The following is a 22,166-nucleotide window of genomic DNA, read 5'->3' on the forward strand; positions in this document are numbered from 1 at the left end:
ATAGTGTTCTTTTCAGATAAGCTATTGCAATTACACTAAATTTAAAATCATTCATGAAAGTATATTCAACCTTAAAAGATATCCAAGCAGACCTTTATGCTGGTAACATTACCTGTCGCCAGTTAGTAGAGTTCTATTTGAAAAATATTGAGGAGAAGAACAACACATTAAACGCCTTTTTATCTGTTTTTGACCAAGAAGCCTTGGAAAAAGCCGATGAAATTGATACCAAAATCAAAGCAGGAACAGCCAAGAAATTAGCAGGAATGGTTTTGGGCATCAAAGATTTACTTTGCTATAAAGACCATACTTCACAAGCTGGAAGTAGAATTTTAGATGGTTTTGAATCTCAATTTACAGCAACCGCTGTTCAAAGAGTAATAGATGAAGATGCCATTATTATTGGCAGACAAAATTGTGATGAATTTGGAATGGGTTCTACTAATGAGAACTCTGCTTTTGGACCATGTTTAAATGCTGTAGGTGAAAACCGTGTAGCTGGTGGTTCTTCTGGAGGTTCTGCCGTAGCTGTTCAAGCAGATATGTGTTTGGCTTCACTTGGTACTGATACTGGTGGTTCTGTGAGAATGCCTGCGGGCTTTTGTGGCTTGGTTGGCTTAAAGCCTACTTATACAAGAGTTTCTCGTTGGGGTTTGATTGCATACGCTTCTTCGTTCGACTGCATCGGGCCAATCACAAAATCAGTTGAAGATGCTGCTATTTTGTTAGAAATAATTGCTGGAAAAGATGAACAAGATAGTACGGTTTCCAACGAAAATGTACCTTCATACACAGCTTTTCAAACAGAAAAGAAAACATATAAAATTGGTTATTTAAAAGAGGCAGTAGAAAGTGAAGGTTTACAACCAGAAGTAAAAGCTGCAACTTTAGCCAAATTAGCGTATTTAAAAGCACAAGGACATGAAGTTGAAGCGGTGGACTTTCCATTGATTAAGTACTTCTTGCCAACTTATTATACGCTTACAACAGCCGAAGCAAGCTCTAATTTATCAAGATTTGATGGCGTTCGTTACGGACATAGAAGTGCTGAAGCGACAGATTTAATTTCTCTTTATAAAAAATCTAGGTTTGAAGGTTTTGGGAAAGAAACTCGTAAAAGAATTATGCTTGGCACTTTCGTTTTAAGTGCAAGTTATTACGATGCGTATTATACGAAAGCACAAAAAATCAGAAGATTAATCAAAGAATTTACTGATAATTTATTAACTGAATACGACTTTTTGGTTTGTCCAACCACGCCAACAACTGCCTATAAATTAGGAGAAAAAACAGCTGACCCTATTCAAATGTACTTGGGCGATTTGTTCACTGTTCAAGCAAATGTGGTGGGTTTACCTGCGATTTCTATTCCTAATGGCGTAGATAATGATGGAATGCCAATCGGTTTTCAAATCATGGCAGGGGCTTTTGAGGAAGCCGAATTGTTAACTTTTGCAAAATTAATTGCTTAACGCAAATCTGTCTTCAAAACTTAACCCGCTGATTTATTTATCATTATAAAAATGTATCGCTTATAAACCTTTATAAATAAGGATAAGCGATACTTTTTTTTTGAATAATCTTGAACAAGTTATAGATTGTGTCGATGATATAAATATTTATTTTATAAAAAAGGACATCGCTCCTTTCTTACAATAAGACAATACATTCTTTCATAAACACAATAAATCATTCGTTTTTTTAGTTAAAAATATTTAGCTTTGTAATTGTATTTTTTTGTGTTAACCCTTTTTTAAAGATAGACTAATCCTTACCGTATGACACTCGCCACTTTTAGAACATTCTGTATTGGTTGTTTACTTTCAGTAAGCACATTTACAAATGCCCAAATAACAGCAGGTTCGGAACAGCAAACTGCTACCACTGATACCGCTACGGTAACTATTCAACAAGTCGTGACGCCAGAACCTACTTGGCTAATTGACCCAAAAACGGTTGAACCACGTTTAGGAGCTTTACAAAAAGAGATTCCTCTTACTTATAATACTGTCACTCATCAATTTGTAGAATACTTTGCTTACCGCAAACCATCGTTCACAAAAACGATGCTTGAACGCAAAGGTGTGTTTTTCCCCCTTTATGAAAAATACCTAAAAAAATACGGTCTTCCAGATGAATTAAAATATTTATCATTAATCGAATCAGGATTAAATCCAAAAGTTATTTCAAGAGCTGGTGCTGGCGGACTTTGGCAATTTATGCCTAAAACTGCCAAATTAGACTTTGGTTTGAAAATGGATGAGTACATTGATGAACGTTTTGATCCAGAAAAAGCAACAGAAGCCGCTTGTAAATACATGCGTCAATTATATAATATTTTTGGTGATTGGCATTTGGTGTTAGCTGCTTATAATACTGGACCTGGTAATGTCCGTAGAGCAATTCGTAAATGTAATGGCGGACAAACTTTTTGGTCTATCTACAATTGTTTACCCCGTGAAACCAGAGCTTATGTACCTCAATATATCGGGATTCTTTATATGATGCATCACGCTGATTCGCACGATATTTATGCTGAAAATATTGAAACAGCAATTCCTCATGATACAATTGTTTTAAATACTTATATTGATTTAGATAAATTTGCGACCTTGAGTAACATTAATTTAGAAGAAATTCAAAAATTAAATCCGCAAATTTTAACGCATATTTTGCCTGCTCGTACTCGTAATTTTCAATTAAAATTGCCGAAAAGTGAAATGGCTTTTTTTAGAGAAAACCGTCAGTCAATACTTGATTCTGCTACCAAAATTCCTTCAACTTTGATTGAGAAAGTAATGCAGACTCCGGGCGTAGTTTTGGCAAGTAACAAAAACGAGGATACCACAAATACTTTCCAACAAACTTTAGCTTCGATTCCTAACGAAACCAGAACTGTTTTCACAAGAGAAATTGTGGAAGATGATATGGAAGATGTTGTGATTAATAAAAAGCCTAAGAAAACGACTTACGTCGTAAAGAAGAAAGACAATTTACATCAAATCGCTGAGCATTTTGATGTAGATGTGTACGACATCAAACACTGGAATCATCTTGCTAATACGACAATCCAACCGGGTCAAAAACTAATCATTTTCAAAGAATCTGCGGTTTCGACAACAGTAAAATATGCTCGCTCAAACCAGAAAGAAAAAGAAAATGTAAGCAAAGGCAAAGTACGTTTTCATAATGTTCAAGATGGCGATACACTATGGAATATTTCTCAACGTTACGGAGGAATTTCAATCGACAAATTGAAAAAATTAAATGGAATTAAAAACAATGTTGTAAAAGCAGGGATGAAACTAAGAGTTTCATAATAATTCCAAGAGACAAGATATTTAAAAGTCCGCATGACATTTGAGTTATGCGGACTTTTGCGTATTTTTGAAGCTATCAATTCTATTCATAAAGGCAATTGAAGCACAACAAAATTGATTGTTGTAGCTCTTTTTCCAATAATTCAACACATTAAATGATCGCCTACATTGACGGTAAATTAACTTATAAAGACCCTGCTTACGTTATTATTGATGTAAATGGTGTTGGTTATGAAATTAAGATTTCGCTGCAAACTTACGCTGCTTTACAAGACGGAACCGAGCGTTGTAAACTTTTCACTTACTTAAATATTCGAGAGGATGCTCATATTTTATATGGGTTTAAAGAGCAAGAAGAAAAATTACTTTTCTTAGATTTAGTAAGTGTTTCTGGGATTGGTCCGAATACCGCTTTGGTCATGCTTTCATCAATGTCTTCGGCAGAAATTCGTCATGCTTTAATGAATGAAGACGTAAAAACCATACAAAGTATCAAAGGTATTGGTGCAAAAACAGCACAAAGAGCGATTATCGAATTGAAAGATAAGCTTAGAAAAGAGCAAATGTTAGGTTCTTCTTCACCTTCAATTTTCCCAACACAAAACAACAAAGTAAGAAACGAAGCATTAGCCGCCTTGGTTACTTTAGGTATTCCTAAAAATGTGGCAGAGAAAAGTATCGATGCAATTTTGAAGAAAGAAGGAACTGAAATTACCGTAGAACAATTAATTAAAATGGCTTTACGATAACTTTAAGCATGTGTGCAAACACTTAATACTTCAAAAAATAATATTATTTAAAAATATTGAGTGGCTATTTCTCGTTTGAAGTTCAGCAAGAAGCTTTTATTCCTCTAAAATAGATGCTATTGCTGTACTTCTCTATTAAAAATTTAATGTTGTTTTAAGAAAAATTTAAACGAAAAACATTTCGTTTATTCATTGACAAATTATTCTTAAAAAATACCACATCAATTAAAATACTTAGGTATTTGAACATCAAGCTACTTAACTGTGCAACGAAAAAAGTTTTACTTACTTTCTGGAGGGTTAATATTGTCTGTTTTTGCTTCTCTTGCATGGGTTTCACCGATGCGAGGCACCGCTTATCAACTGACAAATAAAAACGCAAGAGCTATATTTTCTTCTTACTTAGCGGATACTCTAAAAAAATCTGGGAGGCGTCCTCGTTATAAATTAAAAGACCGTTACGCTAACCGTTTCACGAATAAAACGGCAACTTCTCCTTTTAGCCCCAAAGATTCTAAGGAATTAAATACTGAATTTAGGTTAGATTCATCTGGAAAAATTTCTGTTTACGAAAAAATCAGAGGACTTTCAGACAATACTCAATATCGCCCAGCCGAACAAATCAGCATTAAAGATTATTCTACGCTACAAGAAAATCGTTTTATGCGAGATTATTGGCGGAAATACGCTGCCGCACAAGATGGCAAAGACGATACCAAAGGGCGAGGGTTATTACCAAAAATAGAACTCCCTCCTGCTATCGACCGTATTTTCGGAGGCGCACAAGTTGATTTTAAGCCCAATGGAAATATTTTACTTGACATAGGTTATATCGGGCAATTCATTGATAATCCAGCGATTCCAGTTCAACAACGATATATCGGAAATCTTAATTTTACAGAACAAGCTCAGATAAATTTTCAAGGAAAAATTGGCGATAAATTAAACATCAATACCAATTTCGATACCAAAGCAAGTTTCAATTTTCAGAATCAACTTAAATTAAACTGGAGAACTAACGAAGAAGACATTTTACAAAATATAGAAGTTGGAAATACTTCTTGGCAATTAAATAGTCAGCTTATTCCGGGAGTACAAAATCTTTTTGGTTTAAAAACTTTAATGCGTTTTGGCAATTTGGATGTGACAACCGTTTTGGCTCAGCAACGTTCAAAACAAGATTGTATCACACTCAGAGGTGGAAGCCAAGGTAAAAACTTTGAAATCAAAGCAAGTGCTTATGATGAAAACAGACATTTCTTCCTTTCTACTTTTTTCAGAAATAATTACGAACGTTCTTTAAAAAATCTTCCAATTATTACTTCGGGTATCACCATTACTCGTGTAGAAGTATATGTTACTAACAGAACGCAAAGCCCTGAAACACTGAGAAATTTAGTAGCTTTTTCTGATTTAGGCGAAGCTAATCCTTATAACAAAACAAGTAAATACATTCAGCCTTTTAATGGAAGTACGCAAACGCCAGTTGACAATGCTAACAACGGTTTGTATGCTGCCACCAGAGCCGATGCTGAAGTAAGAAAAGCCGACCAAGCTACATTCAGATTGCAAAACGAATTTGGTTTATCGAAAGGAACTGACTTTGATTTACTTCGTGGAGCAAAACGTTTGTCGGATAGAGAGTATAAATTCAGTCCAGAACTAGGATATATTTCATTAATTACGCCATTGCGTAATGATGAAATTTTGGCGGTTTCTTATGAATATACTTTAAATGGACAAAGACATCAAGTTGGTGAATTGACCGAAGATTATCAAGACCAAGCTGATGATAAAGTATTGATTTTAAAAATGTTGAAATCATCAACAGTTCGTAATAATTTGGAGCATCCGATGTGGGACTTGATGATGAAAAACGTGTATTCGCTTAATACACAACAATTATCAAAACAAGCTTTTCAATTAAGAGTAGTTTATAAAGACGACCAAACAGGTGTTGATAATCCGAATTTACAAGAAGGTAGAAAACTAAAAGACATTCCCTTAATTAGAGTACTGGGACTTGATAAACTCAACCAAAATGGCGATGCTCAAGTTGATGGGAATTTTGACTTTGTAGAAGGTGTAACAATTGATAGTAAAAATGCCAAAGTGATTTTTCCAGTGTTAGAGCCTTTCGGTTCAACCTTGCAAAAGCAATTTGATGTTGATGAAGTACAATTAGTTGACAAATACGTATTTGATAAACTTTATAGAAGTACTCAAACAGATGCAGCACAGTTAACAAGTAAAGATAAATTTTTCTTGAAAGGAAGTTATCAATCCTCTGGAGGTGGCGATGTTTCTTTGCCAATTGGTGTTGATGCAAAATCTGTACAAGTATCAGCAGGTGGTGTGCCTTTAGCAGCTGGAACAGATTATATCGTTGAGCCACAATCTGGAAGAGTAAGAATTTTAAATGTTGGTGTTTCAAATTCAGGACGTGAAATTAAAATTTGTTACGAAAAACCTGATTTGTTCAATAATCAAATTAGAACACTTTTAGGAACACATTTGGATTATACTGTTGGACAAAACTTCCATTTAGGTGCTACTATCCAACACATGAAGGAAAGCCCGCCGAACTTTTTAACAAGAGTACAAATCGGAAATGAACCTGTAAACAATACCATTTTCGGTTTTGACGCTGCCATTCAACGTCCTTCAAAATTCTTGACAAAACTGGTCGATGCTTTGCCTTTGATTTCAACCAAAGAAATTTCTGGCATTGATTTTCAAGGCGAATTTGCTCAATTGATTCCATCTGTTAATAATGACGTACAAGGAAATGCTTTTATTGATGATTTTGAAGTAGCCAGAAATGTATTTAGCTTGAGCAACCAAGCAACTGCTTGGAAACCCGGTGCAACTCCTTTGATGTTCCCACAAGGTTCTCCCAATAGTTTAGAAAGTGGTTTCAAAAGAGCAAAAATTTCAGCTTATATTGCAGATTTTAGTTTGTATGGGAACAATGGTTCAAACATCAACGTACCAGGCTTAAATGCAGAAGAGTCGGGAAAATATGCCTATGAAAGAGCTGTTTCGATTACAAGTTTATTTCCAAATCGTCAGTTAGCTAATAACATTACTGGTATTCCTTTGGGCGTACTTGATGTAGCCTATTTCCCTTCAGAAAGAGGTATTTATAACTTTTCGACCAGTCTGACAGACAGAGGTTTTCTAAATAATCCAACTCAAAACTTTGGAGCCATTACTCGTGCCATTACTTCCGACACAGATTTCGATAATGCCAATATCGAAACGCTTGAATTCTGGATGATGAATCCATTAGTCGATGGAGAAACAGGTGTTGTAAGAGCCAGTGGTGATTTAGAACTTGACCGCCAAAATAGCCAAAGACGTAACCAAACGGGAGGAAAGTTGATTTTCAACTTAGGAGATATTTCTGAAGATGTGATTCCAGATGGTTTCTCAAACTTTGAAAATGGGATTCCAGCAGGTGAGAAAATCATTACTGGTACTTCTGCCAATGTGGAAAGAACCGTTTGGGGTTTAGCACCAAAACAGCAATTCGTAACGAACGCATTTTCAAATAATAGTGATAGAAGTTTACAAGATATTGGTTTGGATGGTTTACCAAATAGAGCCTCTGCTTCAACAGATGAATTTGACGAACAACGTTTTTTCAGTACTTATCTCAACGAAGTTCGTACCAAAGTAACTGACCAAACAGCTTTGTTGGAATTTGAAACTGACCCTGCTGGTGATGACTTCGTACATTATTTGAACGAAAAGTATAACAATACTTCAAGTGTAATTTTGCGTTACAAAAATTACATGGGTCTTGAAAACAACTCTCCTACCACTGCCGCAACTGCCAATACCAATTCTGGTTATACAGAATCAAGTAATCAGCAACCAGACCGTGAGGATTTGAATAACGATAATACCGTAAACGACAACCAAGCTTATTACCAATATGAACTTGATATTAAGCAAGAAAAAATGGTGGTTGGTCAGAATTACATTGTTGATAAAATCACAGAAAATGGCGTAGATTGGTTTTTATTCAGAATTCCAATTAAAGATTATACTTCAAAAGTGGGAAATGTAAATGGCTTTAAATCAATGAGATTTATCCGTACTTTCCTAACAGGTTGGGAACAACCCGTTGTGTTCCGTTTTGCCGCTTTCCAGCTTTCTGGTTTCCAATATCGTAAATATACAGGCGAACTTACACCAAGAGGTTTACAGGATGTTCCAGAACCTTATGACGCTAACTTTAGAATTACAACCGTAAATATTGAAGAAAACGGACCAGCGAATAAAGGCGCAAATACTGTTCCTTACGCAGTTCCTCCGGGCTTTGTTCGTGACAGAGATATTACCACTATTAGTAATTCTCAATTGAATGAACAGTCTTTGAGTTTATGCGTTGACGGTTTAAGAGATGGTGATTCAAGAGCAGGTTTCAAAAATACTTTGTTTGATTTTATCAATTACAAAAACTTAAGAATGTTTGTTCACATGGACAGTCCAAATAATGATGTGGAAGATAAAGTATCTGCCTTCATCAGAATTGGTACTGATTTAACAGACAATTATTACGAAATTGAAACCAAAGGTTTAAAGCAAACTCGTTATGCAAGTTCGGTTACTTCAGAAGAAGTTTGGCGAGAAGAAAACGAAATTGATATTCCATTCGCCATTATTAAAAGTGTAAAAACTGAAAGAGACAGATTAGGAATTAGTTTGAATAGCCCATATCGTAAAGAAGTAATTGGTAATAATGGACATACTTATTTTGTGACGGTCGTAGGTCGTCCAGATCAAAGTGCCATTCTTACCACAATGATTGGCGTGCGAAATCCAAAATCAGCAGATGAACAAGCAAAAACATTTTGTATTTGGGTAGATGAATTAAGAGCGTCTGGTTTCGACCAAACTTCTGGACAAGCAGCTATCGGAAAATTAGGTTTAAAATTGGCAGATTTCGCCAATGTAACCATGAATGGTTCGTTCAAAAATTATGGTTTTGGCGGAGTACAATCTAAAATTTCTGAACGTGCCAGAGAAACAACGGTTGAATATGGCATTGCAGCTAATATCAATGTCGATAAACTTTTGCCTGAAAAATGGGGTTTGAAAATTCCTTTGTATGTGAGTTATGACAGAAGAAATGTAAGTCCAACTTTCAATCCGCTCGACCCAGATATTTTATTGGATAGCACACTCGCCACCATTACTGACCCTGTAGAACGTGAAAGATACAAAAGAATGGTGCAAGATAATTCTGAACGAAAAGGCTTGAACCTAACCAATATCAGAAAAGTCAAGACAAATCCTACGGCAAAATCTCATGCTTGGGATGTTGAAAACCTGACTTTCACTTATGCTTTTGCAGAATTAAAAAGAAGTAATACAACGATTGATGAGTACAGACAAACCTCACATCGTGGTGGACTTACTTATACTTTTACTGGAAACCCAAAGTCGATTGAACCTTTTAAAGGCATGAAAAGTAATCATCCTTTATTACGCTGGGTAAAAGATTTCAACCTGTCTCCTTTGCCAAATTCTATTACTTTCAGAGCAGATATGGATAGAAGTTTTGTAAAAACACAATTACGAAATGCCGAAGTAACACAATCTGGAAGCAGTGGAATTCCGACATTGACAACTGATGGCGTTGCGCCACTTTTTGAAAAATATTGGTTGTTTAATCGTTACTATAATTTAGGCTGGAATTTAACTAAAAATGTTACTGTAAATTATAATGCTACTGCCAACGCTATTATTGATGAGCCTTATGGAGGTTTGGAAACACAGAAAGACAGAGATTCGGTTGCAGCCAATTTAAGACGATTCGGTAGAACAAAAAATTATGACCAACAGATGAATACTGTTTGGCGTTTGCCTTTGAATAAATCGCCGTTGACAGATTGGATGACTGCCGATTATAACCATAAATTCGGTTATACTTATGCTGCCAATTCATACAACATCAAAGATTCTTTAGATTTACCTTTTGGAAATATCATTAAAAATACCAGAAACAGAGGCATTACTGGCAAGATAGATTTAGTAGCACTTTATAACAGAGTACGTGCTTTACGCATAGCAAATCAGCCAAGAATTGAGCGTAAAAATATTGCTAGAAGCCCCGGTGATGATGAAGATATTGTAAAACCACAAGCGAATATTCTAAAAAGTATTACTCGTTTATTAATGACGATTCGTGGTATTAACATCAATTATAACATCGACGAATCAACTACTTTGGCTGGTTTCATGCCAAATCCAGGATTATTAGGAATGAACAATCAAAGTTCTGCGCCGGGTATTGGTTTTATTACGGGTAGCCAAGATGGCGATATTCGTTTCAGAGCGGCTGAAAATGGTTGGCTTACCAAAAGTACTGTGCAAAATGTACCTTTTTTACAAACAAGAACACAAAACTTAACTTATAGAAGTGCTTTAGAACCTTTCAGAGATTTTAAAATTCAGTTGGAAGGGAAATGGAGTAGATCGGATAATTATCAGGAATTTTTCAGACCAGCCACCGTTGGTGGTGAATATCAAAGTCAAAGTCCAGTTCGTTCAGGGAATTACAGCATGTCATTTTTATCATTCTTAACAACATTCGACAGTAATTCTCCAGATGATAATTCAGTAATTTTCAACCGTTTTAGAAGTTACCGACAAATTATTTTAAACCGTTTAAATGCACAAAAAGCAGGTTCTGGCGAATACAATGTTAATTCTCAAGATGTGTTGATTCCTGCATTTTTTGCTGCATACAGTGGTGTTTCTCCCAACAAAGTAAGCTTCTCCCCTTTTGTGAATTTACCTCTTCCAAACTGGCGAGTTGATTACAATGGTTTAGCCAATATTGGTTGGTTTAAAAGAACGTTCTCTAACATTTCAATCAGTCATGCTTATACATCAACCTATAGTGTGGGAAATTTTGTGTCGTCTTTAGAATATACCGACCCATTCCAATTGAACTTGAATAATTTGATGTATCCGCTTTCCTCTAAAGTAAATTCGGATGGCACTTTGATTCCAGTTTTTGTGATGAGTACGATAAAATTTGAAGAGCGCTTTGCGCCATTCATTGGTTTTAATGCCATCACCAAAAGTAAAATTTCTTTAAAAATTGAATATAATCAAGATAGAAACGTAGGGTTAAACTTGGCAAATTCACAAGTAAATGAACTTTCAAATAAAGATTTAACAGTTGGAATGGGCTTTACCAGAGCCAATATGCTTGTACCTTTCAGAGTAAATGGACGAAGAGTAAGACTGCCAAACGATTTGAAATTTAGTGCCAATTTAACCATTCGTGATACAAGAACCATCCAAAGAAAACTAGATGCCGAAACTGTAGTTACTCAAGGATTTATGAATTTCCAGTTCCGTCCACAAGCAAGTTATAATGTCAATAAAAGGCTGAGTGTGAATGTTTACTTTGATAAAATGTTTAATAATCCGTTTGTTTCAAACTCTTATTATCGTTCAACAATTGCGGCAGGTTTCCAAGTAAGATTCAGTTTATCCGAATAAATCATCAACAAGATTGATTCGGAAGCTTTTTGAACTTTACTAATTTTAATTTAACTTGCGCCCCAATTCAAAAATCAACAAAAAACCGACAGAGATGAATTTTCCAGCAGAGCTTCGTTATACAAAAGAACACGAATGGGTAAAATTAGAAGGTGATATTGCTACCGTAGGCATCACAGATTTTGCACAAAGTGAATTAGGTGATATTGTATATGTAGAAATTGAAACAGCAGGACAAACCTTAGCACAAGACGAAATTTTTGGTTCAGTAGAAGCCGTTAAAACTGTTTCTGATTTATTTTTACCAATCGCTGGTGAAATTTTAGAAGTAAACGAGGCTTTAGTTAATGCGCCTGAATTAGTAAATTCTGACCCTTTTGGTGAAGGTTGGATGATTAAAATGAAGGTTGCTAACATCGCTGATGTTGAAGCTTTGATGGATGCAGATACTTACAAAGAACACGTTGGACATTAATCCAAAACAGATACTTTATAAAGCCCTGACAATCAGGGCTTTTTTTTGATACAAAAAGCCCAAGATCAAAACAATCTCTTTTTTTCAATCTGTGGTAAAACATAAATATGAAAACTCTTATTCGTTCCGTTAAAATAGTTAGTAAAAACAGCGACCTCAACGGTCAGGTGAAAGATATTTTTGTCGAAAATGGTAACATTCTTCACATTGAAAATGACATCAATTTAGAAGCTGATGAAATCATTGAAGGTAAAAATATTTGTGTATCAATTGGTTGGTTCGATTTGCGAGTTCATCCAAAAGAACCTGGCAACGAATACAAAGAGAGTTTTCAATCGATGGAAGCAGCAGCCTTAGCTGGTGGTTTTTCAGAAATTGCTTTATTGCCTAATACCAAGCCTGTTGTTCAATCACGTGAGAGTGTCAATTATTTGAAAAGAGCTGGTGAAAAAATTAAGTTTCACCCAATGGCGGCAGTTACGTTAAAATGCGAAGGAAAAGATTTCACTGAAATGATTGACCTTCACCAAGCGGGTGCAGTAGCTTTTACAGATGGTGAACATCCAATCCAAAATCCAGATATTTTCTTAAAAACATTACAATACCTTTCACAATTTGGCGGAGTACTTATCAATCGTCCCGAAGACAGTAATCTTACTCATTTCGGACAAATGCACGATGGTATTATGAGTACGTTTTTAGGCATGAAAGGAATGCCACAAATGGCAGAAGAAATTATGCTAATGCGTGATTTAAAACTATTGGAATATGTTTTGAATACGCCTTTTACAGAATTGCCTGTTGATAAAAGTATTTTACATTTCTCTGGAATATCTTCTGCTGAATCTGTCAATTTAATCAGAATGGGTAAAGACATTGGCTTGCCAATTACTTGTGATGTTTATGCCCATCAGCTTTGCTTTACCGAAAATGATTTGGCTGACTTCAATACCAATTTCAAAGTAAATCCCCCTTTCCGTACACAAGAAGACCTTGATGCACTTTGGGAAGGTTTAGAAGATGGTACAATTGACGCCATCGCTTCTGACCATAATCCGCAAGACGAAGAATCTAAAAAATTAGAATTCGACATGGCTGAATTTGGTGTAATTGGTTTAGAAACCCTTTTCGCAGCTATCAATACTTATAACGAAAAAATTTCGCTAGAAGAATTGATTGAAAAAATCACCGTGAATCCTCGCAAAATACTCCAACTTCCTATTCCAAGCATTGCAGTTGGAGAAAAAGCTAATTTGACAGTTTTCTCTGAAGATGAAGAATGGGTTTATCGTGAGAAAAAAATCATTTCTGCTTCTAAAAACTCTCCTTTTATCGGCAAAACATTAAGAGGAAAAGCGATAAGAGTAATTATTTAGCTATGAGCCTTGAGCTGTAAGCTTTGAGTTTTTATACAATTAAAAGTTAATGGCTTTTATAACAAGTTTGTTTGGCAATGATTTTCTTGACATACAAAAAAGCTTATAGCTCACTTCTCAAAGCTAAATCATCATTTTACCAACACAAAAATGTTTAACAAATCGTTTACAAAAACAATTATCATATACGGTTTTATTGCTGGGCTACTTACTTTGGCGTACTGTCTGTTGATTAATAATTTAGGGCAAATTCCTTTGGATGGCAAAAAAGCACCTTCAATGTTTTTCAGCATTTTGATGATGGTTTTGGCTGTAAAAAATTACCGCAAGAGTAATCCTGATGAAACACTTCATTTTTGGGAAGGATTTGCCGTAGCCAATCTGACCAATATTTTCGGAGCTTGTGTCAGTGCTTTGGGTTTATACTTTTGGTTAAGTGCTAGTGGAAATACTATTTTGGCAGATTATATCAAGCAGACAATTGATATGCTAAATGTTCCAGCCGTAAAAAACGGTTACGTTAAAGAAATGGGCATTGCATCTTTTAATACAATTGTTGAAGCTTTTAAAATCTTATCCCCAAAAGACATCGCTATCGATGAAATAATTGGCTTAAAAGGAAAAACTCCATTGGGTGTCTTAGTTTCTATTATGATTTCTTTGTATTTTAGAAGACAATATCAATACATAAAAAAACCTTAAACAATGGAAAGCCAAACTACAACTACCAGAATTGCCTTAAAATGGGGACTTATTGCAGGAATTATCTCAATTATTTTATCTGTCGCTACACAACTTTTAGGCATTAAAAACAGTGAAAACACATCCATAGTTTTCTTTTTATCTTTAATCTCTTTTGCTTTCACTTGTTTGATACAAGTATTAGCCATGAACGACTACAAGAGTCAAAACAATGGCTATATGAGCTACAGTGAAGGTTTAGGAATTGGTTTACTTTCTGGTACTATTTGGGGTGTTGTATCTGGGGGTTTCAATATTATTTATGTGAAATACATTGATAATTCAGATATGGTAAAACAAGCCAATGTAATGAGACAAAGAATGGAGGAACAAGGTGCTACGGATGCACAGATGGAACTGAATGAAAAAATGATTGCTTATTTAACTGACCCTAGTTTTTTATTTATTATTAATGTTATAGTTGGATTTATAGGTGGTTTAATCGTTTCTTTGGTGATTTCTGCCATTCTTAAAAAAGAAAAATCAATTTTTGAATAATCTTTCCTAAGCTGTAGAGTTATTGATAGCAGAGCGTACAATACATTATCAAATTTAAAATTACCATGTATCAAATCTTCAAAAAAGAAGTAAATACTTTCCTAAGTTCAATTGTTGGTTATATCGTTATCGGTGTTTTTTTTACCGCAACAGGATTGTTCGTATGGTTTTTTAAAGATAATATTCTTGATTATGGCTTTGCCGATTTATCTTCATTCTTTCAGATTGCTCCTTTTATTTTCTTGTTTTTGATTCCTGCTACTACGATGCGGGCTTTTGCAGAAGAAGTAAAATTTGGTACGATTGAATTACTTTTCACCAAACCACTTTCAACTTGGCAAATCATTTTAGGAAAATACTTTGCAAGTTGTTATCTGGTTTTTCTAGCACTTTTACCCACTACTTTATATTATTATTCGGTTTATCAACTAGGAAATCCGCAAGGAAATATTGATTCTGCCGCAGTACTGAGTTCATATTTAGGACTTTTCTTTTTGGCTTGTGTTTTTGCAGCAATTGGTATATTTACTTCTTCTTTGACAGACAACCAAGTAACAGCTTTTATTTTAGCATTTACCATTTGTTTGATTCTTTACTATGGAATCGGGCAATTAGCACAATTGTCTTTCTTGGGTGACTTTGCCTATGTTTTTGCTCAATTTGGTTTAGATTATCAATATGATGCACTTGGAAGAGGTTTGATTGATTCCAGAAATGTTATTTATTTTATTTCGGTCATTTTCTTAGCACTTTGGGGGACTAAATTGAAATTATCGACGATTAGATAAGTCCTTTTTAGGACTTGAAGACTTTAGGATTTGAGGACACAAGAAGAAAGATTTTAGAGTCAAGATTTGAGGACTACAGGATTTCAAGATATAAGCTTTTATGAGTGAATTATTTGATATAATTATCCTAAAAGGACAAAACCACAACTCACTAAATTACTCATTCACAATTATTCAACTTTATGTTATTTCACAATATCACATATAATATCGATGTCAATTCAGAAGAGGATTTTTTGGATTGGATGCGAAATACGCACGTTCCAAATGTAATGATGACTGGTTTTCCGAAAAGCTTTAAAATTTTGAAGCTATTAACGGAAATTGATAACGGTGGCGTTACTTATTCATTCCAATATTTTTTCGACAGTATCGAAGGGTTCGAAGTTTTTGAAAATGATTATTTAGACGATTTGAATGATGCTGTAGATAAACGTTATCGAGGAAAATACGTTTTCTTTCCAAGTTTACTACAAGATATTTCATAGTTAGTACGCTTAAAATTCAAATCTCTTCTATTTAACTACAACCGACGATGAAAAAACTTTTACTCTTATTGATCCTTCTTTCAGCCTGTTTTACTGTAAGTGCACAAGATTATTACAAAGCTGATTCCACAAAAAACAAGACTAACATTTACATCATTCGTTTGAAAGATGGCACACAATTATTAGGCAGAATTATCGAACAAAATACTGTTCAAAGTAAAATTCAAACCGAAAATTTGGGTTTAGTAACCGTTGATGTTACTCAAATTCTAAGTGTTGAATTATACGACAAAAACAAACCTACAAGCGATAAACCTTATTATCCTAACCGTTTTGTAAATCGACTGATTGTTGCTCCGACTGGTTTTGCCATGGAAAAAGAAGCGATTGAATATCATAACACTTTATTCTATTATAGTGAGTTCGCCGCAGCTATGGGCGATAGATTTAGTATAGGATTTGGCTTTTTGACTATTGTTCCGACACAATTTTATTCGCTAAAAGCAAAACTAAATATCATAGCTAAAGAAAAATTTAACTTCTCTGTTACAGGGAATCACATTGGCGGAAGAAACATTGGAAGCACTTCTATCATTATTCCATCTTTTAGCTTCGGTAAAAAGGAAAACTTTTTCAATGTAAGTCCTATATTTTTTACAGAAGGTGTAAATGGTGGCTTCGGGCTTTCTGTTGGCTACATGAAGAAAGTATCTTCAAATCTTACTTTTTTTACTGAAAATTTCTTCGCTGTTGGAAATGGATTAAGCGTAGAAGATGGTTTTTTACTTTCGGGGGGATTACGTTTTGATAGGCAAAAACATGCTTTTGATTTGAGTGTTATACTTCCTACTGGCTTTTCTGATTTTGATAATACCCCCTATTTGCTTCCTGTTATTTCTTACCATTTAAAACTGAGTAAATAATACTATTTTATCGTTAAATCAGGATAATTGTTTGGGATAATAAAGCTAATTTGTGGCATTATTCTCAAACAAAATCCAATTTAATTATGTCAGATTCTAAACAACAAAACTCAAGACGGGATTTCCTCAAAACGAGTTCATTGGCTTTGGGTAGTTTTTTTATTGTACCTCGCCATGTACTCGGAAAAGGTTTTATTGCTCCAAGCGATAAGCTCAATATCGCAGCCATTGGTGCTGGTGGTAAAGGGACTTCAGATATTATCAATGCTTATAATAATGGAGCTTCTAATGTAGTTGCTCTCTGCGATGTAGATTTCGCAAGAGCTAAAACTGCTTTTGACAAATTCCCCAATGCCAAAAAATACCGTGATTTCAGAGTAATGTTAGATGAAATGCGTTCGGACATTGATGCCGTAACGATTTCTACTCCCGACCATTTCCATGCTTATGCAGCTATGCAATGTATGCAAATGGGAAAACATGTATATGTGCAAAAACCATTGACACATAATATCGCTGAAGCAAGATTGCTAACAAATGCGGCTAGAAAATACAAAGTTGTTACTCAAATGGGAAATCAGGGTTCTTCAAACCCTGCACAAAACGTTGCGATTAAATGGTTTGAAGAAGGAAAAATCGGAAATGTGCATACCGTAAATATCTGGACAAATCGCCCAGTTTGGCCTCAGGGAATTCCTGTTCCTACAGATAAACCACCTTTGGTAGAGTCGATGGCTCCTAAAGATTGGGATACTTGGGTTGGGCCAGCTCAATGGGTAGATTATCATCCGCTTTATCACCCATTCAAATGGCGTGGTTGGTGGAATTTTGGTACTGGTGCTTTGGGTGATATTGGTTGCCATACAATTGACTCTGCTTTTAGAATTTTAGGTTTAGGTTATCCAACGGAAGTAGAATGTAGTGTTGGTGCAGTATTTATCAAAGATTGGACGCCTGAATATATTCCTGAAGGTTGTCCGCCATCATCACACGTCGAGATTAAATTCCCTGCTACTAAAAAGAATAAATCACCCATGAAAATGATTTGGATGGATGGTGGAATCAGACCAATGCACCCAGATTTAATTCCAGCCAATGAAGCAATCAGTAACGATGGCGGAGCAAATGGGATTATTTTGACGGGAACCAAAGGCATCATGACTATTGGTATGTATGGAAATGACCCTAAAATTTACTTGAATTCAGGTGAAAGAATTGAAATGCCAAAAGCACCAGCAAACGAGGTAAAATCTTTACCTGAATACGGTCATCAAATTAGTTGGACAGAAGCTTGTAAAGCTGGTTATGACAGTAAAGCACATAAAGGCTTGACTTCATCTTTCGATTATTCTGGTCCACTTACCGAAACTGTTTTAATGGGTAATTTGGCAATTCGTAGTTATATGCTTCGCAAAAAGAATGAAAGAGGTAATTTTGATTTCTACGGAAGAAATAAATTAATCTGGAATGGTGGCGATATGAAAATCACCAATTTTGATGACGCAAACCAATTCGTTGGTCGTGAATATCGTCAAGGCTGGAAAGTTGCAGATTTGTAGTTTCCTCAACTTTTAATTAAAATATGAGTTACCCAGCATTTTAAAATCACAAAAGCGGTCGAAAAACTAATTTTCGACCGCTTTTGTGATTTCTAAATGCAGGAATTACTCAATATTTATAAATTATTTCGCCGTTAAATACACAAATGGAATAATACATTCTTCTAACGAAATCCCACCATGCTGAAAAGTATTTCTATAATGGCTGACATAATGATTGTAATTGTTTGGATACGCAAAGAAGTAATCTTCTTTCGTGAAAACATAAGTAGTCGAAACGTTTACTTTAGGTAAGAAAAAACGTTCTGGTTTTCTACAAACCAATAAATGGTTTTCCTCGTCCCAATTTAAATTCCTTCCTTGTTTGTAACGCAAATTGGTATTCACTGAACGGTCGCCTACAATTTTCACTGGATTCTGTACACGAATCATTCCGTGGTCGGTTGTGATAATTAATCTTCCTTTTTTATCTGAAATCTTTTTCAGTAAATCAAACAAAGGCGAGTGTGTAAACCAACTAGCCGTTAAGCTTCTATAACCTGATTCATCTGGCGCTAATTCTTTAATCATTGCCATGTCTGTTCTAGCATGAGAAAGCATATCCACAAAGTTATACACCACCACATTAAGATGATTTTGTGACAATTTCGAGAAATTCTCTACCAAACTTTTCCCTTGATTATTATGAATAACTTTATGGTAAGAAGATTTTACAGGAAAAGGCATTCTACTTTTACGAATTTGTTCTTGAAAGAAAAACTCTTCATGTTGGTTAAATCCTTCTTCGTCTTCGCTATCACCAATATCCTGCACCCAATGTTTTGGATATTGTTTTTCAATTTCAGAAGGCATCAAACCTGAGAAAATTGAATTTCTAGCATAAGCTGTGGTAGTTGGTAAAATAGAATAATAAGTTGATTCTTCTTCAACTGAAAAATAATCTTGAATCAAACCTTCTAAAACTTTCCATTGGTCAAAGCGCAAGTTATCAATCAAAACAAAGAAAAGCGGAGAATCTTCTCTGAGTAAAGGAAATACTTTTTTTCTCATCAATTGATGCGATAAAACTGGATTATTCCCTTTTGGTTCGTTCAACCAATTCTCATAATTTTCAGTGATAAATCTTGAGAAGTTAGCATTTGCTTCAGACTTCTGCATATTCATTACTTCTGCCATCGACTTGTTTTCAGTTCTATCGATTTCCAATTCCCAGAAAAGTAATTTTTTATACACATCGGCCCATTCTGCATGATCCATCTTATCTTGATAGCGCATCGCTAATTGACGGAACTCTTGCTGATATGAAAGATTTGTTTTTTCTTCTTCTAATCTTTTCTTATCTAATATTTTCTTTACAGAAAGAAGTATCTGATTGGGATTCAACGGCTTAATTAAATAATCAGCAATTTTTGAACCGATTGCCTCCTCCATAATATCCTCTTCTTCCGATTTGGTAATCATCACAACTGGTAAATTAGGCTTCAATTGTTTGATTTTAGGAAGTACTTCTAGCCCCGTCATACCGGGCATATTTTCATCCAAAAAAACTACATCAAATTTCTTTTTTTCTACTTCCTCTAAAGCATCCGCACCAGAATTTACAGGTGTAACATCGTATCCTTTTTGGGTCAAAAACATAATATATGGCTTAAGCAAATCGATTTCATCGTCAGCCCACAGAATTGAATATTGCATAATAAAATGGATTGTTTTCAAGTACTGATTTCAGTACTGTTCACTTAAAATGGAAAATACAGCGTTTTATTGCTGTATTTTTTGTTAATTTTAGTTAAATATTATCTCGTCAATTCTTTAAAATCCAAGTCCGAAACTTTTAATAATCCTGCTTTCGGCAAGCGTTTTGTCATTTCTCGCCAATTGGGTTCTTTCAAATAAATCTTGTGAAGTATCTCCGAAGCTTTGATAATACTTTTATTATTTGCCATTGTAATGGCTGTCCAATATTGCATTTCTAAATTATTTGGAAATAGTTTCATAGCTGCATTGTACTCATCCGTGGCTTTTTTCATATTGTTGGTTTCAGTCGCTAAATCACCAGCATCCATGTGGTCGTAAGCTCTTTTAATTTTCAATAATCTAGCTAATTCAACCAAAGGTGTTTGGTGGTCGTCAACTCGCAAATCTACCAAATGGTCTTCATCCCAAGGTTTGTTGCTTGAAGTACCTTTTACAACTAATAAAGCCGCCGATTGTTTTCCTCTGATATCGCCTCCCACGGCTTGTCCAGCTTCCAAGGCTTTCAATACTCTTTCTGCTAAAGGTAATTTCCAGTTGTCTTCAAAAGCCTTAGCCATAGCTGCAGGTACTTTATTATTCAACATCATATTACTCTGTACTGAATAATTTGTGCCTTTAATATGTCCTGCAAAATCTACACAATTCTTACCAGTATGTACTGCAACGTTTCCTTTAGCGTCGATTATACCAACTTGACGAACATCCTTTCCTCCATCATTCGACAATAAAATATCCATTGTTTCTTGAGCAGTTTTACCATTTTTCATTAATGCCAAACCTCTTATCCCGAATGATTTATTCACAAAACTTTGTGTAGCAACTACTCCAACGCCAGCTTGTCCCCATGAAACCGCCGTTCCAACACTAAACCAGTGGCTTTGTACTCCAACAGCCATTTCTCCAGTTTTGGTATCACGAGCGACGATTGAAAATGTATGTGCAAAAGGCTCTGAGTTTTTAGAAAATTGAGCGAAAGTATTACTCGTAAAATAAAGAAACGTTATCAATGTTAATACTTTTTTCATAGGTTTAAAATTATTAATTGCGATATTTTTCCGACAAAATACTTCTAAATAATTTACACTTGAGGTTGTTCTTTCACATGTCCATTTTCACATTTCAGAATACGAGCAGGGAATTTACGAATCATATCAAAATCATGCGTAGCCATTAAAATTGCCGTTCCAGCTTTGTTGATTTCATGAAAAAGCTCAATAATTTGTCCTGATACTTCTGGGTCAAGATTTCCAGTTGGTTCATCGGCAAAGAGTATTTGAGGTTCGTTTAATAAGGCTCTGGCAATTACTACTCTTTGTTGTTCACCACCCGAAAGTTGGTGGGGCATTTTATCACGAGAAGTTGACATACCTACTTGCATGAGTACTTCTGCAACTCTAGCTTTCATTCTGGCACTATCAGTCCAACCTGTTGCTTCCAAAACCCACATCAGATTTTCTTGAACATTTCTATCCATAAACAACTGAAAGTCCTGAAAAACGACACCAATTTTTCGACGAAGAAAAGGGCGTTCAGCAGCCTTCATTGTTTCGATGGTAAACCCCGCCACTTTAGCTTTTCCTTGTTGAAGCCAAAGATCAGCATATAATGTTTTTAGTAACGAACTTTTGCCACTTCCTGTTCTTCCTATTAAAAAAACAAATTCTCCTTTGTTAATACTAAAGTTAACGTCGTTTAAAACAATTCGCTCGTTTTGATATATAAATGCACTCTGAATGACAACTACGGGTTCTGATGTAAACATTTTTTGCTTGATATGTTATTTTTTCAAATATACTGACAAAATGATAACAATAAATACTTTTTGTGTTTAGTCCGCTAATTTCCCCTAAAGAACACGGTAGATTATCGTTTAAATTCCTGCAGAAAATTTTCTTGAAAAATATTTTAGAATACTTTACTAACAATATTAATCTAAACAAGATGTTTACCAACTTTCTTCTTGA

The 22,166-nt window shown here is 35.0% G+C and carries 15 protein-coding genes; 12 read left to right on the forward strand and 3 right to left on the reverse strand.

Annotated features, from left to right (window positions below):
- The first annotated feature begins 53 nt into the window (after nt 1-53).
- The 12 genes from gatA (at nt 54) to VB798_RS19415 (ending at nt 18,444) form a co-directional block, all read left to right on the forward strand.
- The gene (gene gatA, locus VB798_RS19360) at nt 54-1,472 is read left to right on the forward strand and encodes an Asp-tRNA(Asn)/Glu-tRNA(Gln) amidotransferase subunit GatA (protein WP_323688884.1); all 1,419 of its coding nucleotides are present in this window, start codon (nt 54-56) and stop codon (nt 1,470-1,472) included.
- Between the two features lie 306 nt (nt 1,473-1,778).
- Entirely contained in the window at nt 1,779-3,320 is a 1,542-nt protein-coding gene (locus VB798_RS19365) for a lytic transglycosylase domain-containing protein (RefSeq protein WP_323688885.1), read from the forward strand.
- Between the two features lie 155 nt (nt 3,321-3,475).
- Complete coding sequence (gene ruvA / locus VB798_RS19370) at nt 3,476-4,069, forward strand: Holliday junction branch migration protein RuvA (RefSeq protein WP_323688886.1); 594 nt, start codon at nt 3,476-3,478, stop codon at nt 4,067-4,069.
- Between the two features lie 264 nt (nt 4,070-4,333).
- A complete protein-coding gene (gene sov, locus VB798_RS19375) occupies nt 4,334-11,596 on the forward strand; it encodes a T9SS outer membrane translocon Sov/SprA (protein ID WP_323688887.1) in 7,263 nt (2,420 codons plus the stop codon).
- A gap of 94 nt (nt 11,597-11,690) precedes the next feature.
- On the forward strand, nt 11,691-12,071 hold the full coding sequence (gcvH, locus tag VB798_RS19380) for a glycine cleavage system protein GcvH (protein WP_323688888.1): 381 nt from the start codon (nt 11,691-11,693) through the stop codon (nt 12,069-12,071).
- A 107-nt stretch (nt 12,072-12,178) separates the two neighbouring features.
- A complete protein-coding gene (locus VB798_RS19385; protein WP_323688889.1) occupies nt 12,179-13,447 on the forward strand; it encodes a dihydroorotase in 1,269 nt (422 codons plus the stop codon).
- 150 nt (nt 13,448-13,597) lie between these two features.
- A complete protein-coding gene (locus VB798_RS19390) occupies nt 13,598-14,149 on the forward strand; it encodes a DUF4199 domain-containing protein (RefSeq protein ID WP_323688890.1) in 552 nt (183 codons plus the stop codon).
- Between the two features lie 3 nt (nt 14,150-14,152).
- On the forward strand, nt 14,153-14,686 hold the full coding sequence (locus VB798_RS19395) for a DUF4199 domain-containing protein (RefSeq protein ID WP_323688891.1): 534 nt from the start codon (nt 14,153-14,155) through the stop codon (nt 14,684-14,686).
- 65 nt (nt 14,687-14,751) lie between these two features.
- Nucleotides 14,752-15,474 (forward strand): gliding motility-associated ABC transporter permease subunit GldF, encoded by a 723-nt coding sequence (gldF, locus tag VB798_RS19400; RefSeq protein WP_323688892.1) that lies wholly within the window; start codon nt 14,752-14,754, stop codon nt 15,472-15,474.
- A gap of 182 nt (nt 15,475-15,656) precedes the next feature.
- Entirely contained in the window at nt 15,657-15,962 is a 306-nt protein-coding gene (locus VB798_RS19405; RefSeq protein ID WP_323688893.1) for a DUF4286 family protein, read from the forward strand.
- A 47-nt stretch (nt 15,963-16,009) separates the two neighbouring features.
- Nucleotides 16,010-16,885, forward strand: a complete 876-nt coding sequence (locus VB798_RS19410; protein WP_323688894.1) for a hypothetical protein — start codon at nt 16,010-16,012, stop codon at nt 16,883-16,885.
- Nucleotides 16,886-16,971: 86 nt separating this feature from the next.
- A complete protein-coding gene (locus tag VB798_RS19415) occupies nt 16,972-18,444 on the forward strand; it encodes a Gfo/Idh/MocA family protein (protein ID WP_323688895.1) in 1,473 nt (490 codons plus the stop codon).
- Between the two features lie 123 nt (nt 18,445-18,567).
- On the opposite strand, the gene porX is transcribed toward VB798_RS19415, so the two are convergent.
- The 3 genes from porX to VB798_RS19430 form a co-directional block, all read right to left on the reverse strand.
- The gene (porX, locus tag VB798_RS19420; protein ID WP_323688896.1) at nt 18,568-20,139 is read right to left on the reverse strand and encodes a T9SS response regulator signal transducer PorX; all 1,572 of its coding nucleotides are present in this window, start codon (nt 20,137-20,139) and stop codon (nt 18,568-18,570) included.
- A 101-nt stretch (nt 20,140-20,240) separates the two neighbouring features.
- Complete coding sequence (locus VB798_RS19425) at nt 20,241-21,227, reverse strand: DUF1028 domain-containing protein (RefSeq protein WP_323688897.1); 987 nt, start codon at nt 21,225-21,227, stop codon at nt 20,241-20,243.
- A gap of 53 nt (nt 21,228-21,280) precedes the next feature.
- On the reverse strand, nt 21,281-21,964 hold the full coding sequence (locus tag VB798_RS19430) for a cell division ATP-binding protein FtsE (protein ID WP_323688898.1): 684 nt from the start codon (nt 21,962-21,964) through the stop codon (nt 21,281-21,283).
- Between the last annotated feature and the right edge of the window lie 202 nt (nt 21,965-22,166).

This window comes from Arcicella lustrica, assembly GCF_034930985.1.
Classification (GTDB): domain Bacteria; phylum Bacteroidota; class Bacteroidia; order Cytophagales; family Spirosomataceae; genus Arcicella; species Arcicella lustrica.

What these genes read in the sequence shown, in the direction of transcription:
- gldF (WP_323688892.1), top strand. Translation starts at nt 14,752, where the DNA reads ATGTATCAAATCTTCAAAAAAGAAGTAAATACTTTCCTAAGTTCAATT.
- VB798_RS19395 (WP_323688891.1), top strand. Translation starts at nt 14,153, where the DNA reads ATGGAAAGCCAAACTACAACTACCAGAATTGCCTTAAAATGGGGACTT.
- gatA (WP_323688884.1), top strand. Translation starts at nt 54, where the DNA reads ATGAAAGTATATTCAACCTTAAAAGATATCCAAGCAGACCTTTATGCT.
- VB798_RS19365 (WP_323688885.1), top strand. Translation starts at nt 1,779, where the DNA reads ATGACACTCGCCACTTTTAGAACATTCTGTATTGGTTGTTTACTTTCA.
- VB798_RS19385 (WP_323688889.1), top strand. Translation starts at nt 12,179, where the DNA reads ATGAAAACTCTTATTCGTTCCGTTAAAATAGTTAGTAAAAACAGCGAC.
- porX (WP_323688896.1), bottom strand. Translation starts at nt 20,139, where the DNA reads ATGCAATATTCAATTCTGTGGGCTGACGATGAAATCGATTTGCTTAAG.
- gcvH (WP_323688888.1), top strand. Translation starts at nt 11,691, where the DNA reads ATGAATTTTCCAGCAGAGCTTCGTTATACAAAAGAACACGAATGGGTA.
- ruvA (WP_323688886.1), top strand. Translation starts at nt 3,476, where the DNA reads ATGATCGCCTACATTGACGGTAAATTAACTTATAAAGACCCTGCTTAC.
- VB798_RS19425 (WP_323688897.1), bottom strand. Translation starts at nt 21,227, where the DNA reads ATGAAAAAAGTATTAACATTGATAACGTTTCTTTATTTTACGAGTAAT.
- VB798_RS19390 (WP_323688890.1), top strand. Translation starts at nt 13,598, where the DNA reads ATGTTTAACAAATCGTTTACAAAAACAATTATCATATACGGTTTTATT.
- VB798_RS19430 (WP_323688898.1), bottom strand. Translation starts at nt 21,964, where the DNA reads ATGTTTACATCAGAACCCGTAGTTGTCATTCAGAGTGCATTTATATAT.
- VB798_RS19415 (WP_323688895.1), top strand. Translation starts at nt 16,972, where the DNA reads ATGTCAGATTCTAAACAACAAAACTCAAGACGGGATTTCCTCAAAACG.
- VB798_RS19410 (WP_323688894.1), top strand. Translation starts at nt 16,010, where the DNA reads ATGAAAAAACTTTTACTCTTATTGATCCTTCTTTCAGCCTGTTTTACT.
- VB798_RS19405 (WP_323688893.1), top strand. Translation starts at nt 15,657, where the DNA reads ATGTTATTTCACAATATCACATATAATATCGATGTCAATTCAGAAGAG.